The following is a 24,629-nucleotide window of genomic DNA, read 5'->3' on the forward strand; positions in this document are numbered from 1 at the left end:
GCGACCAAACGCGGCCGCACCCGGCCTGCTTCGGCCTTGGCCTTGATCTCACGGACCTTCTGCCGGTCAGCCTCCTCACGCAGAGCCTTCTCCCGAGCAGCGTCACGCTCATCGGCCGCCTTCATACCGGTGTCGATGAACGCCTTCCAATCCGCCGGATTGGTACTGCGCAACGCGGCGTCCGCGGCGTTCTTCACCTCGATGTGCCGCGGCTGCGCCAGCTCCGGCGTGGTCAGCAACTGACGGATGAAATTGTCGTCCGACAGCGTCAGCCAGCCTTCCGGCGCGATGATCCCCAGCAGCGCGGCCGCGTTCTTCTTCGCCTGCTTGGCAGCCAGAATCCGCGCGGCCTCCTCGCTTTCCTGCTTGGCCTTCTCGATCGCGTCGCGCTGGTCCTCGATGTGCAGGGTGTAGATCGTGGTGGTGATGAACGTCTTCCACGCCACCGCGTCACCACCCCACGCGTCCACCGCGCCCTGCTTGACCTTCGGGCCGGTCGAGCGGCGCCACACCTGGTAGACGAAGTTCTGGTCGTTGCCGTCCAGCATCGCCGCATCCGCCGGGATCTCCGCGAACGCCGCCGCGTTCTGCCGCGCCTCCCGCGCCTGACGCGCCTCTTCCGTACGCCGGGCATACTCAATATGGTCACGATCGACAAAATCATGAATACCAGTACGGATGAACGCCGTCGCATCCGGCGCATCCGGCGTATCCACCACAATCCGGTAAACCCGGTAAGCCTCAGCCTTCGTCAGCGGATACTTGTCCGGACTGATCCGGTCATACACCCGGAACACGAAATTCTTGTCCGACAACATCAACCACTCATCGGTCGCCTCACCGACCTCGATCGCGCGCACCGCACGGACCTTCTCCACCTCAGTGGACTCCGGCATCGCGGTGGCCGCCGGGTCGTCGGCTATCACCGGGATGGCGGGCACGGCCGGAGCGACCGGCTCCGCGTGCGCGGCCTGCGGCACCAGCAGGCCGGTGATCATCGCGACCGACGTCACCCCGTAGACCAGTCGTCTACTTCGGACACGTGGTCTTCGCATACTTGTTCCCACCCTTGTTGAAGGAAAAATGGGCAGACCGCACCCACGAAAAGAAAAAGGGACCGTCACAAGACCGGCGGCGCGAACCGCCTAACGGCCTTGCCCCCGAATGGCCCCCAGCCGACTACTCCCCAGTCGCCAACGCGAGAAAACGTTCACATCAATCGCCCCCATGTGTGGCCGGCCCACCTCCGGCACGCGCGTAACAACGTATCCACCGGGACCACGACTGCGCAAGCGGTAGCCTCGCGACGTGACCAGCACCGTTGAAGCACCGATCGTGGCCGTGACCGTGTACCCGGGGCAGGCCCGCGTCACCCGGCGGGCGACCGTCACGCTGGACCGGGGCGAGCAGCGGGTCGAAGTGGGCGGGTTGCCGCTGGGCCTGCAACGTGACTCCGTCCGGGTCAGCGGACGCGGGCAGGTCACTGTGCTGGGGGTCGACGTCGTCATGCAGACCCGGCCGCGCTCCGAGGACGCCAAGGTCTCGGAGTTGCGGCGAAGGCTGCTCGAGATCAGCGGAGCGTTGCAGGAACTGGCGGACAACGCCGCGGTGGAGGACAGCCGCGCCGAGCTGCTCGGCAAACTGAGCGACCGAGCCGGTGGCGCGTTCGCGAAAGCCTTGGCCAAGGGCGAGATCCAGCCCGACCGGATCGCCGACCTGACCAGCAGCCTGGGTGTTCAGCTGGCCCAAGTGCTTGGCCGCAAACGGGAACTGGCCGAGCAGCAGGTGCGCCTCCAGGAGGAGTTTGAAGCGGCCAACCGGGAACTCGCCGGTCTGAGCACGCAGCCACCCGACCGGCAGGCGGTCCTGATCGATCTCGACGTCACTGACGGCACTGTCGAGTTTGAACTGTCCTACGTGGTCAACGAGGCGTCGTGGAGTTCCGGCTACGACATCCGTTTGGACAACCAGGCTCTCACCCTCACGTGGTACGCCCAGATCACGCAGTACACCGGCGAGGACTGGCCCGAGTGCGAGCTGGCGTTGTCCACCGCACGGCCCGCGGACACGGCGAAGCTCCCCGAACTCGCCCCTTGGTTCCTGGACCGTCAGCGGCCGGTTCCGCCGCCCGCGCCGATGGTCGTCGCCGAGCAGGCGGTCTATGGCGCACCGGGCGGCATGATGGACGCGGGGGCCCCTGTGGAGCGGATGGCCGTCGCCACAGTCGTGCACGGCGAAGCGGCGACGACGTACCGTCCGGCCAGGCAGGTCGCGGTGCCTTCGGACGGAACCGCGCACCGGACAACGGTCGCGGTGGTCGAACTGTCCGCGGCGATCGACCACGTCACCGCCCCGGTCCACGGCCTGGAGGCATACCTGCGCGCCACCGCGGTGAACACCTCGGAGCACACGCTGAGGCCGGGCAAGGCCTCGGTGTTCCACGACACCGAGTTCGTCGGCACGACCACCCTCGACACCTGGGCGCCGGGCGAGGAGGTCGAGCTGAACCTGGGCGTCGACGACCGGATCCGGGTCGAGCGTGAACTGGTCCGGCGCACCGCGGGCAAGGCTGTCATCGGCGGCACCAAGCGCCGCGAGGCGCAATACCTGATCACGGTGGGGAACTACGGCAGGCGAGCCACAAAAATCACCGTCCTTGACCAGATCCCGGTGTCCCGCGACGACGGGATCGCGGTGAAGGACGTCAGCTGCCGGCCGGAACCCGCGCGGCGAACCGAACTCGGTGAGCTGATCTGGGAGCTGCCCCTGGACCCCGGGCAGAACGCCGAGATCCGGGTGAGCTTCCGGGTGGACGTGGCACGCGGCGTCGACCTACTCGGCTGGCGCGAGTAGCCCCCACCCCCTCGTGAGTGTTTATCAGGGGTTAGAACACGGATAAACACTCACGAAGGGTCAGCCCTGGGTGATGTAGGCCTCGAGCTGCTGCTGGTCTTCTTCGAGCTTCTTGATCCGGCTCTTGACCACGTCACCGATGCTGACGATGCCCACGAGCCTGCCGCCCTCCACCACCGGCACGTGCCTGATCCGGCGCTCGGTCATCAGCACGCTGAGGCTGTCGACCGAGTCGTCAGGCCCGGTGGTGAACACCTCGGTGCTCATGATGTCGGCGACCGGCGAGTCGAGCAGCCCGGCTCCGTAGTCGTTCAGGCGGCGCACGACGTCGCGCTCCGAGACGATGCCCGCGACGCTGTCGTCGTCGGCGAGGACCACCATCGCACCGATGTTGTGCTCGGCCAGCGCGGCCAGCAGTTCTCTGACCGGCGTGCCCGGCTCGACCGTCGCCACGGTAGAGCCCTTGGTACGCAACACGTCCGCGATCCGCATCAGCGCCTCCATCCCCGCAACCGGTGTGACCCTGCTGACAAGGAGGTTAGGCCTTCCCCCGTGATCAGCAACAGATCACGGAATGTGTCCGTTATGTTTCGTTCTGTGCCGGTCGGCGCAGCACCACGCGTGCGCCCAGCTCGTCCAGCCCGGCCCGGCGCTCCTCCGCGACGAGTTCCGCCAGCTCAGGGCCGGGTTCGGCGAGGACCCCGAAGCCGAGCCGGGTGTACCAGGGAGCGTTCCACGGCACATCGGCGAAGGTCGTCAGCGTGACGCCGCGTGATCCCGCACGGTCGAACACGGCTTGCATCAGCGCGGTGCCGATCCCCTGTTTCGCCCACCGCGGATCCACCGCGATCTGGAACAGGTGGAGATGGTCGTCGACCTGCCCGACGTAGGCGAACGCGACCGGCGGATCGCCCACGACCAGCACGTCGGACGGGTCGGTGACGGTCTCGACGACGGTCGTGCCCGGCGGGAACACGATGCCGACGGACTCGAACACACCGTCAGCGGCGCGTTCGATGTCGCCCAGAGCGGGCAACTCGGCCGCGGTCGCGGTTCGGACGACTGGGACCATGGCAGCGCACGCTACCGTCCCGATGGAGCCACTGACGATGAATTTCGAGCCGCACACGAAGCTGGAACGCCGGGTGGCCGCCGCGGCCGAGCAGGAGCTCGCCGAGGCGAAGATCGTCACCCCGCTCGCGGTGTTCCGGCGGATGGGCTGGCTGCACAAGGTCGAGCGCTGGGAACGCGAACAGGTCGAGACGCTGGAGTCGATCGCGGCGGTCAGCGCGGACAAGCTCACCGACGCGCGCGAGATCCTCAGCCGCTGGGCCGAGGCACGAGGCCTGACGCCCGGGGAAAGCACTTACGTGTCAACCAATCGCGGCCGTCGCCCGCTGAAGTTCACCGTGAGGCAGGACGAAGCGACCGAACGGGCGTACCGGACGCACTGGACGTCACCGGACCTGTCCGACAAGCGGCGGGAACGGATCACCCAGAAGCAGAACACCGCGCCGGACCTCGTGGTCGTCATCCCGCTGACCGACTGGACGTGCGTCTCCTGCCGGGACACCGGCCCGTACTTGATCATGGACAACAGCGGCCCGCTGTGCCTGACCTGCGCGGACATGGACCACCTGATCTTCCTGCCGGCCGGCAACGCCACGCTGACCCGGCGCGCGAAGCAGGCCAGCGGCCTGTCCGCGGTGGTGGTCCGGTTCGACGCCCGGCGCAAGCGCTACCAGCGGCAGGGCCTGCTGGTCGAGGAATCCGCCCTGGAGCAGGCCGAACAGTCCTGCCTGGCGGACGAGGAGGTACGGCTGCGGCGCCGCGAACGCGACCGGGAGCGCCGGGCGAACGAGGACGTCGTGCTGATCACGCGGATGACCGAACTGATCGGCACACTGTTCCCGCACTGCCCCACGGAACGGGCCGAGGCGATCGCCCGGCACACCGGGTTACGCGGCAGCGGGCGGGTCGGGCGTTCGGCGGCCGGCCGCGCGCTGGACGAGGAGGCGATCACCCGGGCGGTCGTGGCGTCGATTCGTCATGAGGACACCGAGTACGACGCGCTGTTGATGTCCGGAGTGGACCGTGACGAGGCCAGGGCCAGGATCCGGTCCAAGATCGACTCGGTTCTCGCATCCTGGCGGGACGGCTGACACACTGGGCTCATGAGTGAGCACGACGACCCCTACCTCTGGCTCGAAGAGGTGACCGCGGACGACGCGATGGCGTGGGTCCGCAAGCGTAACGCGGAGACGGTCGCCGAGCTGACCGGTAGCGCGCGTTTCGCCGAGCTGCGTGACGAGATCCGCGCGGTGTTCGACGCCGACGACCGGATTCCCTACGTCCGCCGCCGCGGCGAATACCTCTACAACTTCTGGCAGACGCCGGCCAACCCACGCGGGCTGTGGCGCCGTACCACCCTGGAGCAGTACCGCCTCGACGAGCCGGACTGGGAGGTCTTGCTCGACGTGGACGCGCTGGGCGAAGCCGAAGGCGAGAACTGGGTCTGGGACGGTGCCGCCATACTGCGGCCCGGCTACCGGCTGGCGCTGGTGAACCTGTCGCGCGGCGGCGCCGACGCCGCCGTGGTCCGGGAGTTCGACCTGGCGAAGCGCGAGTTCGTGCCCGGCGGGTTCGAACTGCCCGAGGCCAAGAGCTTCCTGCGCTGGATCGACGCCGACCGGGTGTACGTGGGCACCGACTTCGGGCCCGGGTCGATGACGTCGTCCGGATACCCCCGCGTGGTCAAGGAATGGCAGCGGGGCACGCCGTTGACCGAAGCGGTCACGGTGTTCGAGGGCAAACCCGAGGACGTGTCGGTCTACGCCACCCACGACCCGACACCGGGCTACGAACGCGACTTCGTCGGCCGCAACATCGACTTCTACCGCTCGGAACGCTTCCTGCGCACGGAATCCGGCGACCTGATCCGGATCGACGTTCCGGACGACGCCGAGACCGACGTGGAACGCGAGTGGCTGCTGATCACGCTGCGCTCGCCGTGGACCGTCGGTGGGACGACGTATCCCGCCGGTGCGCTGCTGGCCACCAGGTTCGACGATTTCCTTGCCGGCGCACGCGAAATGGACGTCCTGTTCGAACCGGACCCGCACACGTCGCTGACGTACCACTCGTGGACCAAAAACCACGTCCTCATCAACACGCTGCACGACGTGCAGAGCCGCATCGAGGTGCTCACGCCCGGCCCGGACGGCTGGCGGCGCGCGCCGCTGACCGGCGTGCCGACGGGCGCGCTGTCGGAGATCACCGACACCGATCCCGATGTCAGCGACGAGTACCTGATGAACTCCAGCGGGTACACCGAACCCGCGACGCTGCGGCGTGGTGTGGTCAACGGCGAGCCGGAGATCCTCAAGCAGGCGCCTGCCCGGTTCGACGCGACCGGGATCGAGGTGCGGCAGCACTTCGCGACTTCGGCCGACGGCACGAAGATCCCGTACTTCGTGGTCGGCAAGGACGACCCGATCGCCCGTCCCACCCTGCTTTCCGGGTACGGCGGCTTCGAGGTCTCGTTGACGCCAGGCTACCTGGGCCACGTCGGCCGGGCATGGCTGGCACGCGGCGGCACGTACGTCGTGGCCAACCTGCGTGGCGGCGGTGAGTACGGGCCGAACTGGCATTCCCAGGCGGTGAAAGCGAATCGGCACCTGGTCTACGAGGATTTCGCGGCGGTGGCGCGGGATCTGATCGACCGCGGCATCACCACGCCGGACCGGCTGGGCATCCAGGGCGGCAGCAACGGCGGCCTGCTGATGGGTGTCATGCTGACCCACTACCCCGAACTGTTCGGCGCGATCGTGTGCCAGGTGCCGCTGCTGGACATGAAGCGCTATCACGAGTTGCTGGCCGGCGCGTCCTGGATGGCCGAGTACGGTGATCCGCGCAAGCCGGAGGAATGGGCCTTCATCGAGCCGTTCTCGCCGTACCACAACGTCCGTGCGGACGCGAAGTACCCGCCCGTGCTGTTCGCGACGTCCACAAGGGACGATCGGGTGCATCCGGCGCACGCCCGCAAGATGGTCGCCCGAATGCGTGAGCACGGCCACGACGTGCGCTACTACGAGAACATCGAAGGCGGGCACGGCGCGGCCGCGGACAACGAACAGCTCGCGTTCAAGTGGGCACTGGTCTTCGAGTTCCTCTGGGAGAAACTCAGCTGACCTCGCCGGCCGGGGCCAGCCAGGTGTTGCAGGACGCGGTGTTGTTGTTCTTCACACCGGCTGTGCCCCACTGGATCTGGTGCTTGACGCTGCCGTGTGTCTTGTCCGCGACCGAACTGCGGAACGCCGAGGACGCGGAGTTGCTCAGCGACTTGGTGATCGACCCGCGTCCCCCGGCGGCGCCGATGAACATGCCGGAGAAGCAGTCGGCCTGCAGTTCCATCCGGCGGGTCAGTTCGAGGTACTCCGGCGAGCCCTCGTCCATCCCGGCCATCTTCATGCCCATGCCCTGGTTGATGCGGCTCAACGCCTGCACGTGGTGGCCGTACTCGTGGGCCAGCACCATGACGTGGCCGCCCTGGTTGCTGCCCATGGACTCGTTGACCCGGCTGCGCGGCATGAAGATCCCCTTGTCCCGTGGGCAGTAGAAGGCGACCGCCTCCTCCCTGCTCGGGGTGCCGCAACTGCTCGTCGGGGCGTCGTCGACCGACAGCTTCGGCGATTCGAAGACGTGGTCGGCCTGTTCGAGCAACGGGCGCCACGCTTCGTCGAGACACCCGATCATGGCCTGGTAGTAGGCCCGCAACTGGTCCGCGGACCGGCCGAACCCGGGCAGCTTGCACGTGATCTGCGGCAGCTGCAGGCCCGGCGTGAGCAGCGGGTTGGCCTCGGTCAGCTCCTGCCAGCGCGGCTTCGACGACCTGCTGGTCGTCGTCGGGGTGACGGTGTTCGGGGCCGCGGCGTTCGGTTTGTTCTCCACCGGAGGCGCGGCCAACGGGGTACCGGCCACCGCGGTGGTGAACTTGCCCGGCGCGCCCATGGCCAGCACGACGACGAGCACAAGACCGAGGACTGCGAAGATCGCCAGCGGTGAGTTGCGCCGCTGGCCGGCAACCTGGATCGTCTCCGGCCGAGGCAGTGACCGCCACCTCGGCTCCGGCGGTTCCGCGACCGGCGGGCCCTCGTCCTCGGCCATGTGTCCCCCTCTGGGTGCAGTGCGATCATGCCATCAGCGGGTGCCCGTCCGCTGTGCCCCCACCAGATCACGCACGGCCGTGTCTGGTGTGGACAGTACGGCGGGCGCGCGGTTCCAGATGGCCTCAGGCACGGCCGCGACCGTGGCCAGCCACTCCCGCAGACGGTTGCGGGCAAGGCTGAACACGGAGCAGTCGCAGGCAGCGGCCACACCGTCGGCCTGCACCCCGAGACCGCGGCAGAGCGCGACGGCCCGCGGCAGATGATAGGGCTGCGTGACCAGCAACGCGCGGTCTATTCCGTAGACCTGGACGGCCCGTGCGCATGTGTCGTACGTATCCAGGCCGAACGGGTCCACCACGATCATCTTCGGATCGACACCCCTGGCGGTCAGGTACTCCGCCATCGCCTTCGTCTCGTTGCCCGAAGTACCGTTCGCGTCCCCCGACACGAGGACGACCTTCACCTTGCCCGCCCGCACCAGTTCCACGGTCGCGTCCAACCGGCCTGCCAGGAACGGCAGCGGCCGGTCATCCCGCACCTTCGCCCCGAACACGATCGCGACAGGCGCACTGGGCGCCCCGGCCACATCGAACCGATGGCCGGCGGAGGCGCCGTAGGACCACGTCAGGCTCCCGCCGACCGCGGCACCGGCGACGCCGACGGCGATCAGCCCGAACCGCAGAGTCAGGCGCCGCCAGCGCCGCTTGTCCATACGACAATGAAACCAGAAACCCGCCTGGCAAGCCGGGAACGCCGTGCCAGGCGGGCGGACGGCCGGTCAGGTGCGGCGGCGTTTCCTGGTGAACAGCACGGCGCCGATTCCCAGCGCCAACACCGCGATTCCGCCGATGGTCAGGCCGATGACGTTGGCGCCGGTGGTGGCCAGTGTCTGGGTCTGGTCCGCGGAGACCTTCTTGGCCTGCACGACCGGGCCTCGCGGAGCCTCGACGGGTGCGGTGCCGGCTGGGCCGGGCACGACCGGGATCGCCCAGCCGTCGCCGAAGCCGTCCGCGCTGACCACGACGAACTCGTTGAACTTCATCTTCCACGGGCCCTGGAAGACCGGGACGTACCAGCCAGCCGGGATGTTCTCGAACCGGTAGCCGCCGTCGGCGCCGGTCGTGGCGGACGCGATCTTCGTGCCGTCAAGGGGATCGGTCAGCGTGACGACGAGGCCTCTGACGTGCTCGCCTTCGTCGACCGCGTTGTCGTTGTCCTTGTCGTGGTAGAACAAGCCGCTGCCGGTGCCGTTCTTGCCGGGCACCTTGGCCAGGGTGAAGATCCGCGGGAAGCCTTCGACGTTCGGGTCACCCTTGCGGCCCACGTCGCAGTGGACGAACACGACGCCCTGGTCGATCGCACCTTCCGGCACGAGGCCGTCGACCGTGTACGTCCGGGTCTCCCCCGCCTTGACGGTCGTGCCCTGGCCGAGGACGGCCAGTTCGCCCCAGCGTTTGAAGTTCTGGCTGCCGAGCAGGTGCACCGGGTTGTCCGCGCGGTTGCAGGTCGCGACGACGCCGGTGATCTCGTCCGCGCCGCTGTTGGTCAAGGTGATCGCAGCGTGGCCTCGTCACCCGGCTTGTACGGGCCCTCGTTGAACTTCGCGGTCGCCTTGAGTTGCGCGGACAACGGGCGGACCGCCTGGATCAGGATGTTGTCGTTGGGCCTCTCGCCGTTGACGACAACCGTGGCGGTCTGGGTCAGCCATCCGTCGGCCAACTGGCGGGGCGCGTTGACGGTGTACTGGCCCGCCGGCAGGTCCTTGGCCTCGAACCGGCCGTTCGCGTCCGTCCTGACCGTCAGGTCCTGCACGCGCGGGCCGTTGATCGTCACCGGGACGTCCGCGGCGCCTTCACCCGCGTCCGCGATGGTGTTGTTGTACTTGTCCAGGTAGACGGTTCCGGCGACCGAGCCCTTCGTGGCCGGCGGAACGACCGGGACGGACACGACCTTCTTGTTGTCCGCCAGGTCCGAGTCGTTCACGGTCGTGGTGGAGAACTCCAGTTGCGCGCCGGTCCCGGTCGCCTCCTTGAAGTGACCGGTCACGCGCAGTTCACGGGTCTCCTTGGGGGCCAGCGTCACCCCGGTCCCGAGGTCCCCCCACTGCGCGTCGTCGAACGTGAACTGCGCGCCGCTCACCGACCGGAAACCGGCCTTGACCTCCTTGGCCTCCCCCGGGCCCATGTTGGCGATGGTGAGCGTCACCCGCAGCGGTTCACCCTCGACGTATCCGCGTGACTCGAACTGCGGTTCCCGCAGCTCCACATCGGGCTGGAGCTCGGGCTGCCCCGGCTCGGCGGGCTGGCCCTTGGGGGCGATCTCAGGGACGGCCTCAGGCGCGTTCGACGACGTGGGGACCGCGGAGCCGGACGGCGCCGGATCAGCGAAGGCCGGTGCGCCGCCGAGGGCGACGAACAACGCCGCGGACGCACAGGCCATGTGTCTGAGTCGACGCGTGTGCAAGGGACACCCCCGTGTCAGGCCACCCCCATGGCGTTCGCGACGCCCCGACACCGCACGTGAGGTCGCCAGAGTGTGACGTACCGATGAACAACCGAAAACCTATCGGTACGCGCCTGCCCTTGAACACCCTCGGCACCGAAACTGTTACCTGGCGCTACTTCAGCAGTACAGGCAGCGAATCGACGCCGTAGACGATGGAGACCTTGCGGAACTCGAGTTCGTCGGCCGACTTCGCCAGCCGCATCTTCGGGAAACGCCGCACCAGCGCGGGATACGCGGCCCGCAGCTCCATCCTGGCCAGCTCGGCGCCGATGCAGCGGTGCACGCCGTACCCGAAGGCCAGGTGCGAAGTCGGTGTCCTCGCCGGGTCCACCTTCTCCAGGTCGGTGCCGAGCGCGCCGTCCCGGTTGGCGCCGCTCAGTGACACGATGACCACGTCACCCTTGGCGATGCGCTCGCCTGCCACCTCGATGTCGTCACGGGCGAAGCGCGGGAACGCGACCTGCACGACCGTCAGGTAACGCAGGATCTCCTCGACGAAACCGCTGACCGCGTCGTCGTCGTCGTGGATCAGCTTGAACGTGTCCTCGTCCTGCAGCAACACCAGCGCGCCCAGGGCCAGCATGCTCGCCGTGGTCTCGAAACCACCGGTGAGCACACCGTCGGCCAGGCCCGCCAGCTCCATGTCCTCGACCTCGTCCCCGTGCTCCCGGATGATCATGCCGAGCAGGCCGTCACCGGGGTTCTCCCGCTGCTGGCGGACCACGCCCAGCAGGTACTCCAGGGATTCGGAGATCGCGCCGAGCGAGGCGTCCGCGCCGCCGAACAGGTCGAAACGGGCCATGGCGAGGCGCTGGAAGTCGTCCCGGTCGTCGTACGGCACGCCGAGCAGCTCGCAGATCACCAGCGACGGGATCGGTAACGCGAACTCCGCGACCAGGTCGACCGGGCCCGCGGCCTGGTCCATGGTGTCCAGGCAGCCCTCGATGATCCGCTTGATGCCGGGCGTGAGCCGGGCCAGCCGCCGCATGGTGAACTCCGGCGTGAGCAGCTTGCGCAGCCGGGTGTGCACCGGCGGGTCGGCGAACCCGAGGCCACCCGGGTTCTGCTGGACGCTCGTGGCCCCCGTGCCCATCAGGTGCGCGAAGTCGTTGCTGAACGCCTTGGTGTTGCTCAGCACCGCCTTCGCCTCTTCGTAGCCGCTGACCAGCCAGAGGTTGATGCCGAACGGGATCGGCAGCTTGTTGACCGGCGCGTCGGCGCGCATCTGCCCGAGATCGGGCACCGGATCCAGGCCGGTGCGCTTCAGCGGCATCAACGCGCTGTCAGGAATCGGCATCTTGCCGAGGTCGAACCCCTTTTTCCTGGCACGGGCCAGGTACCAGCGTGCGAACCAGGCTGTGACGCGCGAGCGGAGACTCCCCACGGTGTTGAGGCTAGGACAACCTTGCTGAGAAGCGGGAGGCGGGTGACCTGGTTAATCTTCGAACTGTGAATGAACAAGAGATTCTCGACCAGATCCGGACCCTTGTCGATCAAGAACACGACCTGCGCACCCGGAGCGTCGCGGGCGAAATCGACTCCGCCGAGGAACAGGCCAGGTTGCGGTCCCTCGAGGAGTCGCTCGACCAGTGCTGGGACCTGCTGCGCCAGCGCCGCGCCCGGCGTGAGGTGGGCGACAATCCCGACAACGCCGAGGTGCGCCCAGCCCAGCAGGTCGAAGGCTACCTACAGTAACCACCCAGCCTCGTGAGTGTTTAGCCGGGTTCTAACCCTGATAACCACTCACGAGGGGTTCTCGGCGCGGGCTCGCAGCGCGGCGTCCTTGGCCCGGGCCTCCTCGGTGAACTCGTCGCCGAAGTCGTCCGGCCCGAACACCGGCCGGATCTCGATCTCGCCGTGCACGCCCTCCGGGTTGGGCACCTGCTTGACCCACTCGATGGCCTCCTCCAGCGACGGCAGCTCCCAGATCCAGTAGCCCGCGATCAGCTCCTTCGTCTCGGCGAACGGGCCGTCGATCACGGTGGTCTTCTTGCCGTCGAACTTCACCCGCGCGCCCTTGGAGCTCGGGTGCAGGCCGTCGCCGCCGACCATGATCCCCGCGTTGACGAGCTTCTCGTTGAACTCGGTCATCTCGGTGAGCAGTTCCTCACTCGGCATGACCCCGTTCTCCATGTCCTCGGTCGCCCTGATCATGACCATGAACTTCATCGGATTTGTGCTCCCACCAGTAAAGTGTTGCCTATGCGACGGTGACTGAGGCGTAAACTGTATCCATCGGACGCTGTGTAGGCCAGACACGGTTCTTCTACCGGAAGCAGGGCTGTGGAGAACGTCTTCGGTGATCATGCGGACGTCGTCGAACTGCTGTGGGGCCTGCGGGAGCCGCCGAGCCGGGGCCCGAAGCCCACGCTCAGCGTCGAGCGGATCGCCCGGGTCGCGATGGGCATCGCGGACACCGACGGGCTCGCGGCCGTCTCGATGCAGCGCGTCGCCGGCGAGCTCGATGTCACGAAGATGGCGCTGTACCGGTACGTCTCCGGCAAGCCGGAACTGCTCGCGGCGATGATCGAACTCGCCGCCGGAGACCCGCCGGACCTCAGCGGCGTGCCCGGTGGGTGGCGCGGCAAACTGGAGGAGTTCGTCCGCAGGCTGGCCATCGTGTGGCGGCAGCACCCCTGGCTGCCCTGGTCCACGCTCGGCGACCGCCCGATGGGGCCCCGGGAGCTGGGCTGGATCGAGTCGGCGATCAGCGCGCTGGCCGGCACCGGGCTGACCGGCGAGGAACAGCTGGACGCCGTGTTCATCCTCTTCGGACTGATCCGGAACACGCAGTCGATGTCCACGGCGGGCACGCAGCCGTGGGACGCCGACAAGAATGTCAAACCCCTCATGCAGGAACTACTGCACCGCTACGGCGACAGGTTTCCCGCGTTGACCGCTGCGACGACGGGAACCACATGTTCGTCACGGGACAACGGCCGCGAATTCGGTGTGCACAGATATCTCGACGGCCTGGAAGCCCTGATCAACCAGCGCGCATCCGACGGTACCCGCCCGGAGGCAGGCCGAAAGCCCGCTTGAAGGCCTTGGCGAAGGCGAACTCGGAGCTGTAACCCGCCCGGCCCGCCACCCCGCCGACGGGAAGGTCGGTGTCCCGCAACAGTTTCGCCGCCATGGTCATCCGCCACCACGTCAGGTACGCCAACGGCGGCCTGCCGACCAGGTCGGTGAACCGCCGCGCGAAGGCGGCACGGGAAAGCCCGGCCCGCGCGCCGAGCTCCTCGACTGTCCACGGGTGCTCGGGCGCGTCGTGGATGGCCCGTAACGCCGTACTGATCCCGGGGTCGTTCACAGCGCTCGCCCAGCCACCGATGTCCGCGTTCTGCTTGTACCAGGCGCGCAAGGCATAGAGGAGCAATGTGTCGAGCAGCGCCGGGACGATCGCGTCCGACCCGGCCTGTGGCTCCGCGAGCTCGGCGTCGAGCAGGTCGATCGGACCGGCCATGTCTGTCAGGTGGATGACGTCGGGCAGTTCGTCCAGCAACGGATGTGGCCGTGATCGGTCCAGGAAGTAAGCGCCACACAGCATTCGCGTGTCACCGAACCCGCTCAACCGATACGCGGTCCGGCGCGGCAACACGCACACGACATCGCCCGCGGACAACGGCACCGGTTCGCCTGCCGGCGGGGTCAGCAGGCAGGAACCTTGCCGCACAACGTGAAAACCGAACCCGGCGAACGGTTCCCCGACGAATTCCCAGGCACCGCTTTGGTGTGTGCGGGCGGCATGCGGTTTGCCCGCCCGGGTCGCGGTGATCACGTCGCTCAGCACATCCACGGCACCCAGCCTAGAAGACGATCGGACAAAGTCCGAAGACTTTGTGACATAGGGCCACGACGTGGTTCGTCATAGCGTGACGGCATGACAATCGCCGTGTACGGAGCCACTGGCCACACCGGGAAACTGGTCCTCGCGGAACTGGCTCGCCGCGACCTCGACGCCGTGCTGGTCGGCCGGAACGCAGAACGTCTGCGAGCCGCCGGATCGCCGGTGCGCCAAGCGTCCCTCGACAACGAAGCCCAACTGGCCGACGCGTTCCGCGACTGTTCCGTCGTGATCAACTGTGTCGCGCCCTTCACCAGGTACGGCGCACCGGTGATCCGTGCGGCCATCGCCGCGGGCGTGCACTACCTCGACATCGCCGGGGAACAAACGTACATCAAAAGCGTTTTCGACACGTTCGCCGCCGAAGCGACGGACGTGACAGTCATTCCCATGGTGAACGACGGCGGATTCCTCGCCGACCTGCTCGTCGGCATGCTTGCGTCGCCGGACGCTCAGGACGTGGTGGTGGTGCACCGGTTCTCCGACGTGGAGCTGTCGCGCGGCAGCGCCCGGACCGCGCTGGCCAACCGGGATCTGTTCACCAGCGGTGGACTGACCTTTGTGGACGGACAATGGCGGTCCGGGGCACCGCAGAAGCACACGGAGATGACGTTCCCCGGCGAGGAAACGCCGGTGCCGCTGGTCAAGTTCGCGATGCCCGAGATCGCCACCATCCCCCGGCACCTGCCCGCCCGGCACGTCGAAGGCCTCGCCGAGCAGGCACTCAGCACCGCGTTCACCGCACTGACCGAGGACATGATCGAGAGCTTCCCCGAGTCCCCTGGCCACGCCGGGACGTTCACGCTGCTCGCCGACGTCGACGGGCGACGTGGAGTCGTCGACGGTGCCGACACGTACGGAATCACGGCCGTGACCGTCGTCGAGGCCGCTCACCGGCTCATCACGACCGGCGCCAAGCCGGGAGTGCTCGCTCCGGCACAGGCCTTCGACCCGGCGGACTTCCTCGATTCCCTTGCCTCGCGTGGAGTTCGCACTCAGGCGTGAGTCAGCCGATCGTGATCTGCTCGCCGGGTCGCACGATGCGCGCGTGGACGCCGTGGACCTTCGCCGCGTGCAGGAGATCGGTCACCGGGTCGGCGACCTCCACGTACGCGGGTTGCCCCTCGACGCCGTAGTGGATCGGGATCACTTCCCGCGCACCGAGGATCTTGCCGGCCACGATGGCCTGTTCCGGGGTGAGGACCGCGGGCAGCGGGCTGGGTGGCTGACGTTGCGGGAAGTTCACCGCGGCTCCGTTGATCGGCAGGAACGCCGCGTCGACCGGGCCGCAGCGGCCGGCGATCAGCCACCAGAAGCCGTGGAACACGGTGTCGCCGCCATGGAAGATCCGGCCACCGTCGGCCGAGATCACCCAGCTGACCTGGGGATCACCGAGGCCGTCCACGGCCGGGACCGCGGTGATGCCGAACGGGCCGACGGTGACGGTCTGCCAGTCCGTCACCGTCCGCACGTCCAGGGATCGCGCGGCGAACCCCCGTTCCGCCAGCACGGTCCACAGGTTCTCGGCGGTGCTCCCGCCAAAAGCGGCCGGGCGCAGGACGATGCCGTCCGGCGCGAGGACATTCTCAATGGCCACGGGGTCCGCATGGTCGCTGTGCAGGTGGGTGCACAGCGCCGCGACCGCACCCTCACGCGCCGGTAACAGCGCGCCGTCCGGGAGTACCGAGGTCAGCAGCCCGGACTCCGTCACCAGATCCACGACCAACGTCTGACCAGCCGATTCGACTTCCACACCGGCCCAGCCCAACCTGCGCACCCGCATCGCGACCCCTCCATTTAGCGACCGATCGTTCGGACTCTATAGCACGTTATAGCGACCTGTCGATCGCTAAAGTAGAGTTTCCGGCATGTCACCCCGGCGCACGGCCGTTGAAGCCCAGCACACCAAGGACTCGATCCTGACCACCGCGTTGGACATCGCGTCGCTGGACGGCCTGGAAGGCGTGACCATCGGCAGGCTCGCGGCCGAGCTGACGATGAGCAAGTCCGGTGTGCTCAACCACTTCGGCACCAAACAGTCGTTGCAACTCGCCGCGGTGCACTGGGTGGTCAACGACTTCACCCATCGCGTCGTCGAACCGGCCACCCGGTCACGGCCAGGGCTGGATCGGCTGCTGGCCTTGTGCGACAACTGGTTCGACTACCTCGCGGACACCGGCCTGCCGGGTGGCTGCCTGCTCACAGCCGCTGCCGCGGAATTCGACGGCCGGGACGGCGAAGTCCGCGACGCCGTCGTGGACTCGTGGCGAAGCTGGCAATCCCACCTGCGCGCCGAACTGGTCCGCGCCAATCTGGACGTCGACCCGGACCAGGCGGTCTTCGAGATCGTCGCTTTTGGACCCGCCCTGAACCAAGCGCTGCAACTGCACGGCGACCGCGAAGCCGTTCGGCACGCCAAACGCGCGGTACGCCGGACGCTGGGCCAACCGGATTCCGGGTGATCCCCTTGGCCGCTTGGCCGACCCCAGGGTGACACACCGGAACATCTGGGCCGCCTCCGCTTCACACGTGCACGACGACCACTCGCTGGTCCTTACGGCGGTCGGGCTCCTCGACAAGCCGGTTCAGATCGCCGGGATCGCTCGTCAGCAGGACAACCGGTCGAGCCATGACCAGTGCGGTGGCCGCCACTACTGAATCGACCGCGCACCTGTGTCCCGACAGCCCGGTGGCACCCAGCAGTGCACCCGCTGCGCGACCGAGTTCCGTGGTGACCGGAACCGTCACGATCCTGGACAGCACGCGATGCACTGCCGCATCCCGGGCGCCACCTCGCAGGACCTCAGCCAGCGTGATCGCACTGACGACGACTCTGGCTCCCCGCACCCGTGCGGTCTCCAGGTACGCCCGCACCCGCGAATCCCCGGCAGCCAGCTTGGACAGCCCTTCGCAGTCCAGGACAAGCGTGCCCGCCGCGACTACTCGCCGTCCGGCCATGCCGCCGCAGCCTCCGCCAGGTACTCCTCAGGGACGCGCCCGTGCTCGGCTTCGAGCGTCTCAGCCAGCTCCGCCAGCAGGTCCAGCTCCAACTGCCGGGCCACCGCACTGGCCACGTACTGGCTGAACTCGCCTTTGCCCACGCGCTCCTGCACAGCGGCGGTGAGCTCCTCGGGCAGGGACACGCTGACCTTACGCGCCTTCCCTAACGGCATTCCGGAGAACTCGACGGCCACCTTGCCTGGGTCGTGCAACTCCGCCAACCGCCACACAAGGTCGATCGTGGCTCGGACGGGGACCTCGGTGTCGTCCTTCTCATGCGGCAATGCAGTCATATCTTCATGCTACCACCGGTAGCAACATAGCTTGACCTGCACAAACAGTGCGACCCCAGGCAGAGCATGTCCGCCTGGGGTCGCACTGTCGGAGTTCGCGCTGCCCGTCATGCCGGGCAGCGCCAGCGGTCAGCTGCAGCCGGAAGTGGAGCCGCAGCCCTCGCAGACGTAGCAGGAGCCGGCGGGACGCATCTTCGTGCCGCAGGTCATGCAGAGCGGGGCGTCGGCGACCGTGCCGAGTTGCAGTTCGAGCAGTTCGGTCGAGCTGTGGGCCTTCTCCAGCCCGGTCTTCGGGGCAGGCGGCGCGGTGGCGGACGAGGCCTCCACAGTGGACCGCATGCCTTCCAGGTCGACGTCGGACGAGCCGTAGTCGTTGTTGACCTGGGCGGAGCGCTCGTCGGCCGTGTAGATGCCGAGCTGTGCGCGCTTCTCCAACGGCAGGTAGTCCAGTGCCAGGCGGCGGAACAGGTAGTCCAGCACGCTGGTGGCGATCCGGACGTCCGGGTCGTCGGTCATGCCCGCCGGCTCGAAGCGCAGGTTCTGGAACTTCGAGACGTAGAACTCGAGCGGGATGCCGTACTGCAGGCCGACCGAGATGGACATCGAGAACGCGTCCATCACACCGGCCAGCGTCGACCCCTGCTTGCCGAGCTTGACGAAGATCTCGCCGAGGCCGTCGTCGGGGTACGAACCGGCGTGCAGGTAGCCCTCCGCACCACCGACGGTGAACGACACCGTCTGCGACGGGCGCTTCTTCGGCAGGCGCTTGCGGACCGGCCGGTACTCGACGACCGTCTCCTTCTCCGCGCCCTTGTCCGCGCGGGCCGACTTGCCCGCCGACAGCGGCTGGCCGACCTTGCAGTTGTCGCGGTAGATCGCCAGCGCCTTCAGGCCCAGCTTCCAGCCCTGGAAGTAGATCTCCTCGACGTCCTCGACGGTGGCCGCCTCGGGCATGTTCACCGTCTTGGAGATCGCACCCGAGATGAACGGCTGCACCGCGGCCATCATCCGGACGTGTCCCATCGGCGCGATGGAGCGCTCGCCCATGGCGCAGTCGAAGACCTCGTAGTGCTCACGGCGCAGGCCCGGCGCGTCGACGACGTGCCCGTGCTCGGAGACGTACTCGACGATCGCCTCGATCTGCTCTTCCTGGTAGCCCAGTGCCTTCAGCGCCCGCGGCACGGTCTGGTTGACGATCTGCATCGAGCCGCCGCCGACCAGCTTCTTGAACTTGACCAGCGCCAGGTCCGGCTCGATGCCGGTGGTGTCGCAGTCCATCATCAGGCCGATGGTGCCGGTCGGCGCGAGCACCGACGCCTGCGCGTTGCGCCAGCCGTCCCGGACACCGATCTCCAGGCCACGCCGCCATTCCTCACCGGCGACACGCTGGATCGCGGTGTCGTCGTCGGCCAGCGTGCGGATCAGGTCGTTGGCCGCGGCGTGCTTACGGATCACGCGGATGTGCGGCTCGGCGTTGCGGGCGTAGCCCTCGTACGGGCCGACGACACCGGCGAGCTCAGCGGAGCGACGGTACGCGACGGCGTTCATCAGCGAGGTGATCGACGCGGCGAGCGCGCGGCCGCCCTCGGAGTCGTACGCGTGCGCGGTCGCCATCAGCAGCGCGCCGAGGTTGGCGTAACCGATGCCCAGCTGACGGAACTTGCGCGTGGTGTCCGCGATCGGCTCGGTCGGGAAGTCCGCGAAGCAGATCGAGATGTCCATCGCGGTGATGACGAACTCGACCGCCTTGACGAACGTCCGCGTGTCGAACGTGCCGTCCTCACGCAGGAACTTCATCAGGTTCAGCGACGCGAGGTTGCAGCTGGAGTTGTCCAGGTGCATGTACTCGCTGCACGGGTTCGACGCGGTGATCCGGCCGGACTCCGGGCAGGTGTGCCAGTCGTTGATCGTGCTGTCGTACTGGATGCCGGGGTCGGCACACTCCCACGCGGCCTGCGACAGCTTGCGGAACAGGCTCTTGGCCTCGACCTCTTCGATGACCTCGCCGGAGGTCCGCGAGCGCAGGCCGAACTTGCCGCCGTTCTCCACCGCGTGCATGAACTCGTCGGAGACGCGGATCGAGTTGTTGGCGTTCTGGTACTGGACCGAGGTGATGTCCTTGCCACCGAGGTCCATGTCGAAGCCGGCGTCGCGCAGGACGCGGATCTTGCGCTCCTCCTTGGCCTTGGTCTCGATGAACTCCTCGACGTCCGGGTGGTCCACGTCGAGCACGACCATCTTGGCCGCCCGCCGGGTCGCGCCACCGGACTTGATCGTCCCCGCGGACGCGTCGGCGCCGCGCATGAACGACACCGGGCCGGACGCGGTGCCGCCGGAGGACAGCAGCTCCTTGGACGAACGGATCCGGGAGAGGTTCAGGCCCGCGCCCGAACCGCCCTTGAAGATCAGGCCCTCTTCCTTGTACCAGTTGAGGATCGACTCCATGGTGTCGTCCACCGCGAGGATGAAGCAGGCGCTGACCTGCTGCGGCGACGCGGTGCCGACGTTGAACCAGACCGGCGAGTTGAAGCTGAACACCTGGTGCAGCAGCATGTAGGTGAGCTCGTGCTCGAAGATCTCGGCGTCCTTCGGCGTGGCGAAGTACGCGTGCTCCACACCGGCCGCGACGTACGTCTTGACCACGCGGTCGATCAGCTGGCGCAGGCTGCTTTCCCGGACCTGCGAGCCGACCGCGCCGCGGAAGTACTTGCTGGTGACGATGTTGACCGCGTTGACCGACCAGAAGTCGGGGAACTCGACGCCGCGCTGTTCGAAGTTCACCGACCCGTCACGCCAGTTGGTCATCACCACGTCGCGGTGCTCCCACGTGACCGCGTCGTAGGGATGCACTCCCTCGGTCGTGTAGACCCGCTCCATCCGCAGGCCTTTGACCTGCTGATCACCCCCAGCGGGCACACCCACCGTTTCCGTCATGACCAGTCCCTCTCCCTCAACACTCGCGTTAACTGGCGCGGCCACGTCCGGGGTCCCCGTCCGATCCGGTCCGTGCGAATTCCTTGTTGTCCGTGCGCGCGTCCGGCGGCTCACCGTTCCGCCTCCGCACGCTTGGCGATCGCCGCTTTCAGGTCCGCGATCTCCTTCTCGAAGTCCTCAACCGATGTGAACGAGCGGTACACGCTGGCGAACCGCAGGTAGGCGACCTCGTCGAGCTCGCGCAGCGGGCCGAGAATGGCGAGCCCCACCTCATGGCTCGGGATCTCGGCGGCACCGCCCGAGCGGATCGACTCCTCGACCCGGTGGGCCAGTTTCTGCAGCGCGTCCTCGTCGACCGGCCTGCCCTGGCAGGCGCGTTGCACGCCGCGCACGACCTTGTCGCGGCTGAACGGCTCGGTCACGCCGGATCGTTTGACCACCGCCAGCACGGCCTCCTCGACGGTGGTGAACCTGCGGCCACAGCTCGAGCACGACCGCCTGCGCCGGATCACCTGGCCCTCGTCGACTTCCCGGGAGTCGACCACCCGAGAGTCGGAATGCCGGCAGAACGGACATCTCATCGCAGGCTTCCTCACTCTCACTCACGGTCATCCGGCAACACCCGTGCGTCACCGCAACAGCCTGGTTGGTGATCGACTTGTGGATGAAGGGTGGACAACTCGTCCGCCCCCAGCCCCAACCTGTGGACTACTTACAGCGGTGTAACTACTAGATGTTGGGGTGACAGTATGCCCGAGGCCTACTCGACGCAAGTCGACACGGCGCGACTCGCCTGGTCACGAACGCACTGTGGCGAGCGCCACACGGGGTGTCGATCCAGACCGGACCACGCCAACGCAATCAGCCGTTCGAGGGAACTCAGCACGATCGACTGCGCACAGCGCGTACACCCGTTGAACGACCCGCTCGACGACCGACGAGCGCCCCGGAGATCCACACGGAGCCCTCATGCCGGGAACAACACGGTCCTCCAGCCGCGCGATCGGACCAACTGGATCACAGTTCCCACGACCGGGCGCGACCCACGACAAAGGCCGACACGGCAAAGGTCCCCGCGCGATCAAGGCAACGCGTGGTGTCATCCCGAGCGAGTCGCGGAAGTCGCGGCCTTGAGTTGATCAAATCGGCTGCCGTGGCCGCGGGATTCCGGTAAAGTTGATCTTATGCGGGACCGGGCACCGTCCAGGGCGAACAGTCGCGGCGAGCGGTTTCCGTTACAGCGCGGCATGTCCCGCCGAAGCGCGAATTCGGCAGCCCGCAACCAGCACACGGTCGAACCTCACACCAGCACGGCAGATCGACCGGACACAAAGGACGTTCTGGCCCGCCGGACGATCAGGGCGCGGACGGGACCTGCAATGCCTGACCGGCGAGCACCCCGGCACCGGAGATCTCGTTGAGTTCATGGATCCGGGCGACCACTGCCTCCGGGTTGTACCCGGGCGCCGATCGTTCCGCCACGTCCCACAGGCTCTCGCCGGGCTGGACCCAGACGACCGCCGTCCGCTCGGGCACCACGTTCGACGTGAACACGTCCACCAGGCTGCCGACTCCGAACACCGTGAGGAACATGCCGAGCCCGACCAGGATGGACGCCGCCACTCGCCTGCGGCGCCGGATCGCCGGCGTGCAGGCGGCCACACGCCGGTGCGACGGCCGGCGCTTGCGCGGCGCCTTGGGTTCGGTGACCCGCGGTGCCGCCTTCTCCTCCCGGGGTTTTTCCTCGACCTCGGGCAGTGGCGGCACCAGCCGGAGCACCGGCCGGCCGGCCGGCTGCGACAGGTCGATCTTCGTGCGTACCGGAGCCGCCATGTCGTATCCTCCTCGCGTGACCTGAGATCGAACACCGGTTCGATCGAACGTCCGTGCGAATGTGTACCACCTACCACCGACAAAAATCGAGATCCGCTCGGCGTGTCCCTCGAACAGGTGTTTGATCTCCTGGTCGAAGCGGACTACGGTCGGTGAAGATGATCGAGCTCGCCCACAGGTGGGCGAGGATTTTTGGAGGCGGAAGCGGTGCCGCAGCGCAGCAAGACACCAGAGCAGGGCGACAACATCCGCCCCTTCCCCGAGCAGGCCGAAGACCTGGACTCGGGCACCCTGCCGCCGCGACAGCGCGCGGTGCTCGAGGTCATCAGGGCCTGGGTCGAACGGGTGGGGTATCCGCCCAGCGTGCGGGAGATAGGTGAGGCGGTCGGCCTGACATCGACCTCGTCGGTCGCCTACCAGCTGAAGGCCTTGGAGCGGAAGGGCTACCTGCGCAGGGACCACAACCGGCCGCGGGCGATCGGCGTGCTGCCGCCGGACGCCGACGCGGCCCAACTGGCCGGCGAGGACACCCCGGCGCCCACGCCGGCGTACGTCCCGGTGCTGGGCCGGATCGCCGCCGGTGGCCCGATCCTGGCCGAACAGGCCGTCGAGGACGTCTTCCCGTTGCCCAAGGAGATCGTCGGCGAGGGCTCGCTGTTCCTGCTCAAGGTCGCCGGCGACTCGATGATCGACGCGGCGATCGCGGACGACGACTGGGTCGTGGTGCGCCAGCAGTCGGTCGCCGACAACGGCGAGATCGTCGCGGCGATGATCGACGGCGAGGCCACGGTGAAGACGTACAAGCTGCGCGACGGCCACGTGTGGCTGTTGCCGCAGAACGAGGCGTACGAGCCGATCCCCGGTGACGAGGCCACCATCCTCGGGAAGGTGGTCGCCGTCCTGCGCCGGCTCTGACGGGTCACCGTCACCTCCGGGCGGCCGTGTTCTCCGCCGCCGCTCGGAGGGCGCACAGCTAGGCCGTGTTTCAAATGCCCGATCGCGATAGCCGGGCCGGATGCGGCCCCTGACGCCACCGCGGGACCGCCCAAAGACAACCAGTATTCGCGGCGATCCCGCGGCGACGCCAGGAACCGCCCCACCGAGCCGATTCCGGCCTCCGGCCGGGGCAGACTCTCATCGACCGGGACATTCGAAACACGACCTAGCGGGTTTTGCCCTTGCGGGCCATGAACGCCAGTCCGCCGAGCACGACGACACCGCCGACCACGACCGCCAGCCAGGTCGGGAACCCGGAGTCCTCGGTGGCCGGAGCGGCGTTCGCGTCCCCTGCCGCGCCGCCGGGACTCGCGGGGTTGCCCCCGGCCTGCGGTTTGGGGGACACCAAGCCGGTCGCTCCCGCGACCGTCCGGATCGGCTGGCCGACTCCTTCCGAGCCGGTCAGCAGCGTGCCGTCCGGTTCGAAGGCGATCGTCTCGCCTTGCGGTTCGTTCGGCAGCGGGACACGGACGGGGTCGCGGCCCAGTGCGGCCACGATGTCGCCGTCAGGTGCGCTGTAGAGGTACGCGTCGGTGTACGTGCGCAGCGCGACGACCTTTCCGTCGGCGCTGACCGCGCCGCCGGTCACCAGGATCGTGGCGATGGAGTGCGGAATCCGGGTCGGGCCGCCCGCGGTTTCGGTGGTCTTCAGGTCGACCGAGGCCACTTTGGTCAGTTTTGTCGGCCCGGGGCTCCGCAGTTCGCCGTCGGGCCGGTAGACCTCGGCCGGGCCGAACGGCTCCTTGGTGACCAGGTACGGCACGCCCTTCTGGTCCATCAGCAACGCTTCCGCGTCGTGCTGTCCGTCCGGATAGGACAACCGGTACAGCGTCGCCTTGCCGTCCGGGGACAGCGAGTGCAGCGCGACGGTCTCGCGTTTCTTGCCGTTGTCGCCGGTGTCGGCCAGCCAGATCGTGCCGTCCTTCGTCCGTGCCATGTCCTCGACGTCGAACGGGTCGGTCTTGTTGGTGATCGTGCGCTCGACCTTGCAGTCCTTGTTGAGCACGCTGACGGTCAGCTTGGTGCCGCCGTCGTTGGTCGCGTACATCTTCGAGCCGTCCGACGCCAGGCCGGACAGCTCGCCGATGTTCCTCGCACTGATCTTGCAGCGCTCCACCGGATCGGCGTGAGCCGCCGTCACCGGTGCGAGCGCCCAAGCGAGAGCCAGGGCGCCTCCCCACGCCAAGACTCTCCTACCCT

At 67.9% G+C, this 24,629-nt stretch carries 25 protein-coding genes and 1 pseudogene; 9 read left to right on the top strand and 17 right to left on the bottom strand.

What is annotated here, in order from left to right:
• A pseudogene (locus GC106_RS27995) lies at window positions 1-860 on the bottom strand (AbfB domain-containing protein); the annotation flags it as partial.
• A gap of 22 nt (window positions 861-882) precedes the next feature.
• On the opposite strand from GC106_RS27995, the gene GC106_RS28000 reads away from it, so the two are divergent.
• Window positions 883-1,020 (top strand): hypothetical protein, encoded by a 138-nt coding sequence (locus GC106_RS28000; protein ID WP_173136770.1) that lies wholly within the window; start codon window positions 883-885, stop codon window positions 1,018-1,020.
• A gap of 288 nt (window positions 1,021-1,308) precedes the next feature.
• The gene (locus GC106_RS28005; protein WP_173136772.1) at window positions 1,309-2,853 is read left to right on the top strand and encodes a mucoidy inhibitor MuiA family protein; all 1,545 of its coding nucleotides are present in this window, start codon (window positions 1,309-1,311) and stop codon (window positions 2,851-2,853) included.
• Between the two features lie 60 nt (window positions 2,854-2,913).
• On the opposite strand, the gene GC106_RS28010 is transcribed toward GC106_RS28005, so the two are convergent.
• Both GC106_RS28010 and GC106_RS28015 read right to left on the bottom strand, forming a co-directional pair.
• The gene (locus GC106_RS28010) at window positions 2,914-3,345 is read right to left on the bottom strand and encodes a CBS domain-containing protein (protein WP_173136774.1); all 432 of its coding nucleotides are present in this window, start codon (window positions 3,343-3,345) and stop codon (window positions 2,914-2,916) included.
• A gap of 91 nt (window positions 3,346-3,436) precedes the next feature.
• Window positions 3,437-3,925, bottom strand: a complete 489-nt coding sequence (locus GC106_RS28015; RefSeq protein WP_173136776.1) for a GNAT family N-acetyltransferase — start codon at window positions 3,923-3,925, stop codon at window positions 3,437-3,439.
• 37 nt (window positions 3,926-3,962) lie between these two features.
• Here GC106_RS28015 and GC106_RS28020 point away from each other — a divergent pair, with 37 nt between their 5' ends.
• Together GC106_RS28020 and GC106_RS28025 are read left to right on the top strand one after the other, a co-directional pair.
• On the top strand, window positions 3,963-5,015 hold the full coding sequence (locus GC106_RS28020; protein ID WP_173136778.1) for a DUF2293 domain-containing protein: 1,053 nt from the start codon (window positions 3,963-3,965) through the stop codon (window positions 5,013-5,015).
• A 12-nt stretch (window positions 5,016-5,027) separates the two neighbouring features.
• Window positions 5,028-7,043 (top strand): prolyl oligopeptidase family serine peptidase, encoded by a 2,016-nt coding sequence (locus tag GC106_RS28025; protein ID WP_173136780.1) that lies wholly within the window; start codon window positions 5,028-5,030, stop codon window positions 7,041-7,043.
• Here GC106_RS28025 and GC106_RS28030 read toward each other — a convergent pair.
• The 5 genes from GC106_RS28030 to GC106_RS28050 all read right to left on the bottom strand — a co-directional run bounded on the left by GC106_RS28030 (window position 7,036) and on the right by GC106_RS28050 (window position 11,910).
• Entirely contained in the window at window positions 7,036-8,019 is a 984-nt protein-coding gene (locus tag GC106_RS28030; protein ID WP_173136782.1) for a neutral zinc metallopeptidase, read from the bottom strand. The genes GC106_RS28025 and GC106_RS28030 overlap by 8 nt on opposite strands.
• Window positions 8,020-8,052: 33 nt before the next feature.
• Window positions 8,053-8,733 (bottom strand): SanA/YdcF family protein, encoded by a 681-nt coding sequence (locus GC106_RS28035; protein WP_173136784.1) that lies wholly within the window; start codon window positions 8,731-8,733, stop codon window positions 8,053-8,055.
• A 66-nt stretch (window positions 8,734-8,799) separates the two neighbouring features.
• Complete coding sequence (locus GC106_RS28040; protein WP_173136786.1) at window positions 8,800-9,570, bottom strand: SdrD B-like domain-containing protein; 771 nt, start codon at window positions 9,568-9,570, stop codon at window positions 8,800-8,802.
• Window positions 9,567-10,460 (bottom strand): hypothetical protein, encoded by an 894-nt coding sequence (locus GC106_RS28045; protein ID WP_173136788.1) that lies wholly within the window; start codon window positions 10,458-10,460, stop codon window positions 9,567-9,569. Before GC106_RS28045 ends, GC106_RS28040 begins: the two co-directional genes overlap by 4 nt.
• A gap of 178 nt (window positions 10,461-10,638) precedes the next feature.
• Entirely contained in the window at window positions 10,639-11,910 is a 1,272-nt protein-coding gene (locus GC106_RS28050; RefSeq protein ID WP_312872899.1) for a cytochrome P450, read from the bottom strand.
• 65 nt (window positions 11,911-11,975) lie between these two features.
• Between GC106_RS28050 and GC106_RS28055 the strand changes: the two genes are divergently transcribed.
• Entirely contained in the window at window positions 11,976-12,221 is a 246-nt protein-coding gene (locus GC106_RS28055) for a DUF2630 family protein (RefSeq protein ID WP_173136790.1), read from the top strand.
• Between the two features lie 48 nt (window positions 12,222-12,269).
• Here the strand turns inward: GC106_RS28055 and GC106_RS28060 are convergent, their stop codons facing one another.
• On the bottom strand, window positions 12,270-12,695 hold the full coding sequence (locus tag GC106_RS28060; RefSeq protein WP_173136792.1) for a YciI family protein: 426 nt from the start codon (window positions 12,693-12,695) through the stop codon (window positions 12,270-12,272).
• 114 nt (window positions 12,696-12,809) lie between these two features.
• On the opposite strand from GC106_RS28060, the gene GC106_RS28065 reads away from it, so the two are divergent.
• Window positions 12,810-13,568, top strand: a complete 759-nt coding sequence (locus tag GC106_RS28065) for a TetR/AcrR family transcriptional regulator (RefSeq protein WP_173136794.1) — start codon at window positions 12,810-12,812, stop codon at window positions 13,566-13,568.
• On the opposite strand, the gene GC106_RS28070 is transcribed toward GC106_RS28065, so the two are convergent.
• The gene (locus tag GC106_RS28070) at window positions 13,513-14,325 is read right to left on the bottom strand and encodes an AraC family transcriptional regulator (RefSeq protein ID WP_173136796.1); all 813 of its coding nucleotides are present in this window, start codon (window positions 14,323-14,325) and stop codon (window positions 13,513-13,515) included. The genes GC106_RS28065 and GC106_RS28070 overlap by 56 nt on opposite strands.
• 84 nt (window positions 14,326-14,409) lie before the next feature.
• On the opposite strand from GC106_RS28070, the gene GC106_RS28075 reads away from it, so the two are divergent.
• A complete protein-coding gene (locus GC106_RS28075; protein ID WP_173136798.1) occupies window positions 14,410-15,378 on the top strand; it encodes a saccharopine dehydrogenase NADP-binding domain-containing protein in 969 nt (322 codons plus the stop codon).
• 1 nt (window position 15,379) lies between these two features.
• On the opposite strand, the gene GC106_RS28080 is transcribed toward GC106_RS28075, so the two are convergent.
• Complete coding sequence (locus tag GC106_RS28080) at window positions 15,380-16,156, bottom strand: MBL fold metallo-hydrolase (protein ID WP_173136800.1); 777 nt, start codon at window positions 16,154-16,156, stop codon at window positions 15,380-15,382.
• 85 nt (window positions 16,157-16,241) lie between these two features.
• Between GC106_RS28080 and GC106_RS28085 the strand changes: the two genes are divergently transcribed.
• Window positions 16,242-16,835, top strand: coding sequence for a TetR/AcrR family transcriptional regulator (locus GC106_RS28085; RefSeq protein WP_173136802.1), 594 nt, complete (start codon window positions 16,242-16,244; stop codon window positions 16,833-16,835).
• A 61-nt stretch (window positions 16,836-16,896) separates the two neighbouring features.
• On the opposite strand, the gene GC106_RS28090 is transcribed toward GC106_RS28085, so the two are convergent.
• The 5 genes from GC106_RS28090 to GC106_RS28110 all read right to left on the bottom strand — a co-directional run bounded on the left by GC106_RS28090 (window position 16,897) and on the right by GC106_RS28110 (window position 22,433).
• Complete coding sequence (locus GC106_RS28090; RefSeq protein ID WP_173136804.1) at window positions 16,897-17,331, bottom strand: type II toxin-antitoxin system VapC family toxin; 435 nt, start codon at window positions 17,329-17,331, stop codon at window positions 16,897-16,899.
• Window positions 17,313-17,666 (bottom strand): hypothetical protein, encoded by a 354-nt coding sequence (locus tag GC106_RS47105; protein ID WP_217281059.1) that lies wholly within the window; start codon window positions 17,664-17,666, stop codon window positions 17,313-17,315. The genes GC106_RS28090 and GC106_RS47105 overlap by 19 nt, the downstream gene beginning before the upstream one ends.
• Window positions 17,667-17,795: 129 nt before the next feature.
• Window positions 17,796-20,600, bottom strand: a complete 2,805-nt coding sequence (locus GC106_RS28100) for a vitamin B12-dependent ribonucleotide reductase (protein WP_173136806.1) — start codon at window positions 20,598-20,600, stop codon at window positions 17,796-17,798.
• Between the two features lie 110 nt (window positions 20,601-20,710).
• Entirely contained in the window at window positions 20,711-21,181 is a 471-nt protein-coding gene (gene nrdR / locus GC106_RS28105; RefSeq protein WP_173136808.1) for a transcriptional regulator NrdR, read from the bottom strand.
• Window positions 21,182-21,956: 775 nt separating this feature from the next.
• Window positions 21,957-22,433, bottom strand: a complete 477-nt coding sequence (locus GC106_RS28110; RefSeq protein WP_173136810.1) for a LysM peptidoglycan-binding domain-containing protein — start codon at window positions 22,431-22,433, stop codon at window positions 21,957-21,959.
• 246 nt (window positions 22,434-22,679) lie between these two features.
• Here GC106_RS28110 and lexA point away from each other — a divergent pair, with 246 nt between their 5' ends.
• Entirely contained in the window at window positions 22,680-23,348 is a 669-nt protein-coding gene (gene lexA, locus GC106_RS28115; RefSeq protein ID WP_312872918.1) for a transcriptional repressor LexA, read from the top strand.
• Window positions 23,349-23,595: 247 nt separating this feature from the next.
• Here the strand turns inward: lexA and GC106_RS28120 are convergent, their stop codons facing one another.
• The gene (locus GC106_RS28120; RefSeq protein ID WP_173136812.1) at window positions 23,596-24,570 is read right to left on the bottom strand and encodes a hypothetical protein; all 975 of its coding nucleotides are present in this window, start codon (window positions 24,568-24,570) and stop codon (window positions 23,596-23,598) included.
• Between the last annotated feature and the right edge of the window lie 59 nt (window positions 24,571-24,629).

This window comes from Kibdelosporangium persicum (assembly GCF_013280595.1).
Taxonomy (GTDB): domain Bacteria; phylum Actinomycetota; class Actinomycetes; order Mycobacteriales; family Pseudonocardiaceae; genus Kibdelosporangium; species Kibdelosporangium persicum.

Bases quoted from the DNA above. Each gene is read 5' to 3' on its own strand.
- GC106_RS47105 (WP_217281059.1), bottom strand. From the start codon at position 17,666: ATGACTGCATTGCCGCATGAGAAGGACGACACCGAGGTCCCCGTCCGA.
- GC106_RS28025 (WP_173136780.1), top strand. From the start codon at position 5,028: ATGAGTGAGCACGACGACCCCTACCTCTGGCTCGAAGAGGTGACCGCG.
- GC106_RS28075 (WP_173136798.1), top strand. From the start codon at position 14,410: ATGACAATCGCCGTGTACGGAGCCACTGGCCACACCGGGAAACTGGTC.
- GC106_RS28020 (WP_173136778.1), top strand. From the start codon at position 3,963: ATGAATTTCGAGCCGCACACGAAGCTGGAACGCCGGGTGGCCGCCGCG.
- GC106_RS28060 (WP_173136792.1), bottom strand. From the start codon at position 12,695: ATGAAGTTCATGGTCATGATCAGGGCGACCGAGGACATGGAGAACGGG.
- GC106_RS28035 (WP_173136784.1), bottom strand. From the start codon at position 8,733: ATGGACAAGCGGCGCTGGCGGCGCCTGACTCTGCGGTTCGGGCTGATC.
- GC106_RS28085 (WP_173136802.1), top strand. From the start codon at position 16,242: ATGTCACCCCGGCGCACGGCCGTTGAAGCCCAGCACACCAAGGACTCG.
- GC106_RS28015 (WP_173136776.1), bottom strand. From the start codon at position 3,925: ATGGTCCCAGTCGTCCGAACCGCGACCGCGGCCGAGTTGCCCGCTCTG.
- GC106_RS28045 (WP_173136788.1), bottom strand. From the start codon at position 10,460: ATGGCCTGTGCGTCCGCGGCGTTGTTCGTCGCCCTCGGCGGCGCACCG.
- GC106_RS28110 (WP_173136810.1), bottom strand. From the start codon at position 22,433: ATGGCGGCTCCGGTACGCACGAAGATCGACCTGTCGCAGCCGGCCGGC.
- GC106_RS28090 (WP_173136804.1), bottom strand. From the start codon at position 17,331: ATGGCCGGACGGCGAGTAGTCGCGGCGGGCACGCTTGTCCTGGACTGC.
- GC106_RS28010 (WP_173136774.1), bottom strand. From the start codon at position 3,345: ATGCGGATCGCGGACGTGTTGCGTACCAAGGGCTCTACCGTGGCGACG.
- GC106_RS28100 (WP_173136806.1), bottom strand. From the start codon at position 20,600: ATGACGGAAACGGTGGGTGTGCCCGCTGGGGGTGATCAGCAGGTCAAA.
- GC106_RS28030 (WP_173136782.1), bottom strand. From the start codon at position 8,019: ATGGCCGAGGACGAGGGCCCGCCGGTCGCGGAACCGCCGGAGCCGAGG.
- GC106_RS28080 (WP_173136800.1), bottom strand. From the start codon at position 16,156: ATGCGGGTGCGCAGGTTGGGCTGGGCCGGTGTGGAAGTCGAATCGGCT.
- nrdR (WP_173136808.1), bottom strand. From the start codon at position 21,181: ATGAGATGTCCGTTCTGCCGGCATTCCGACTCTCGGGTGGTCGACTCC.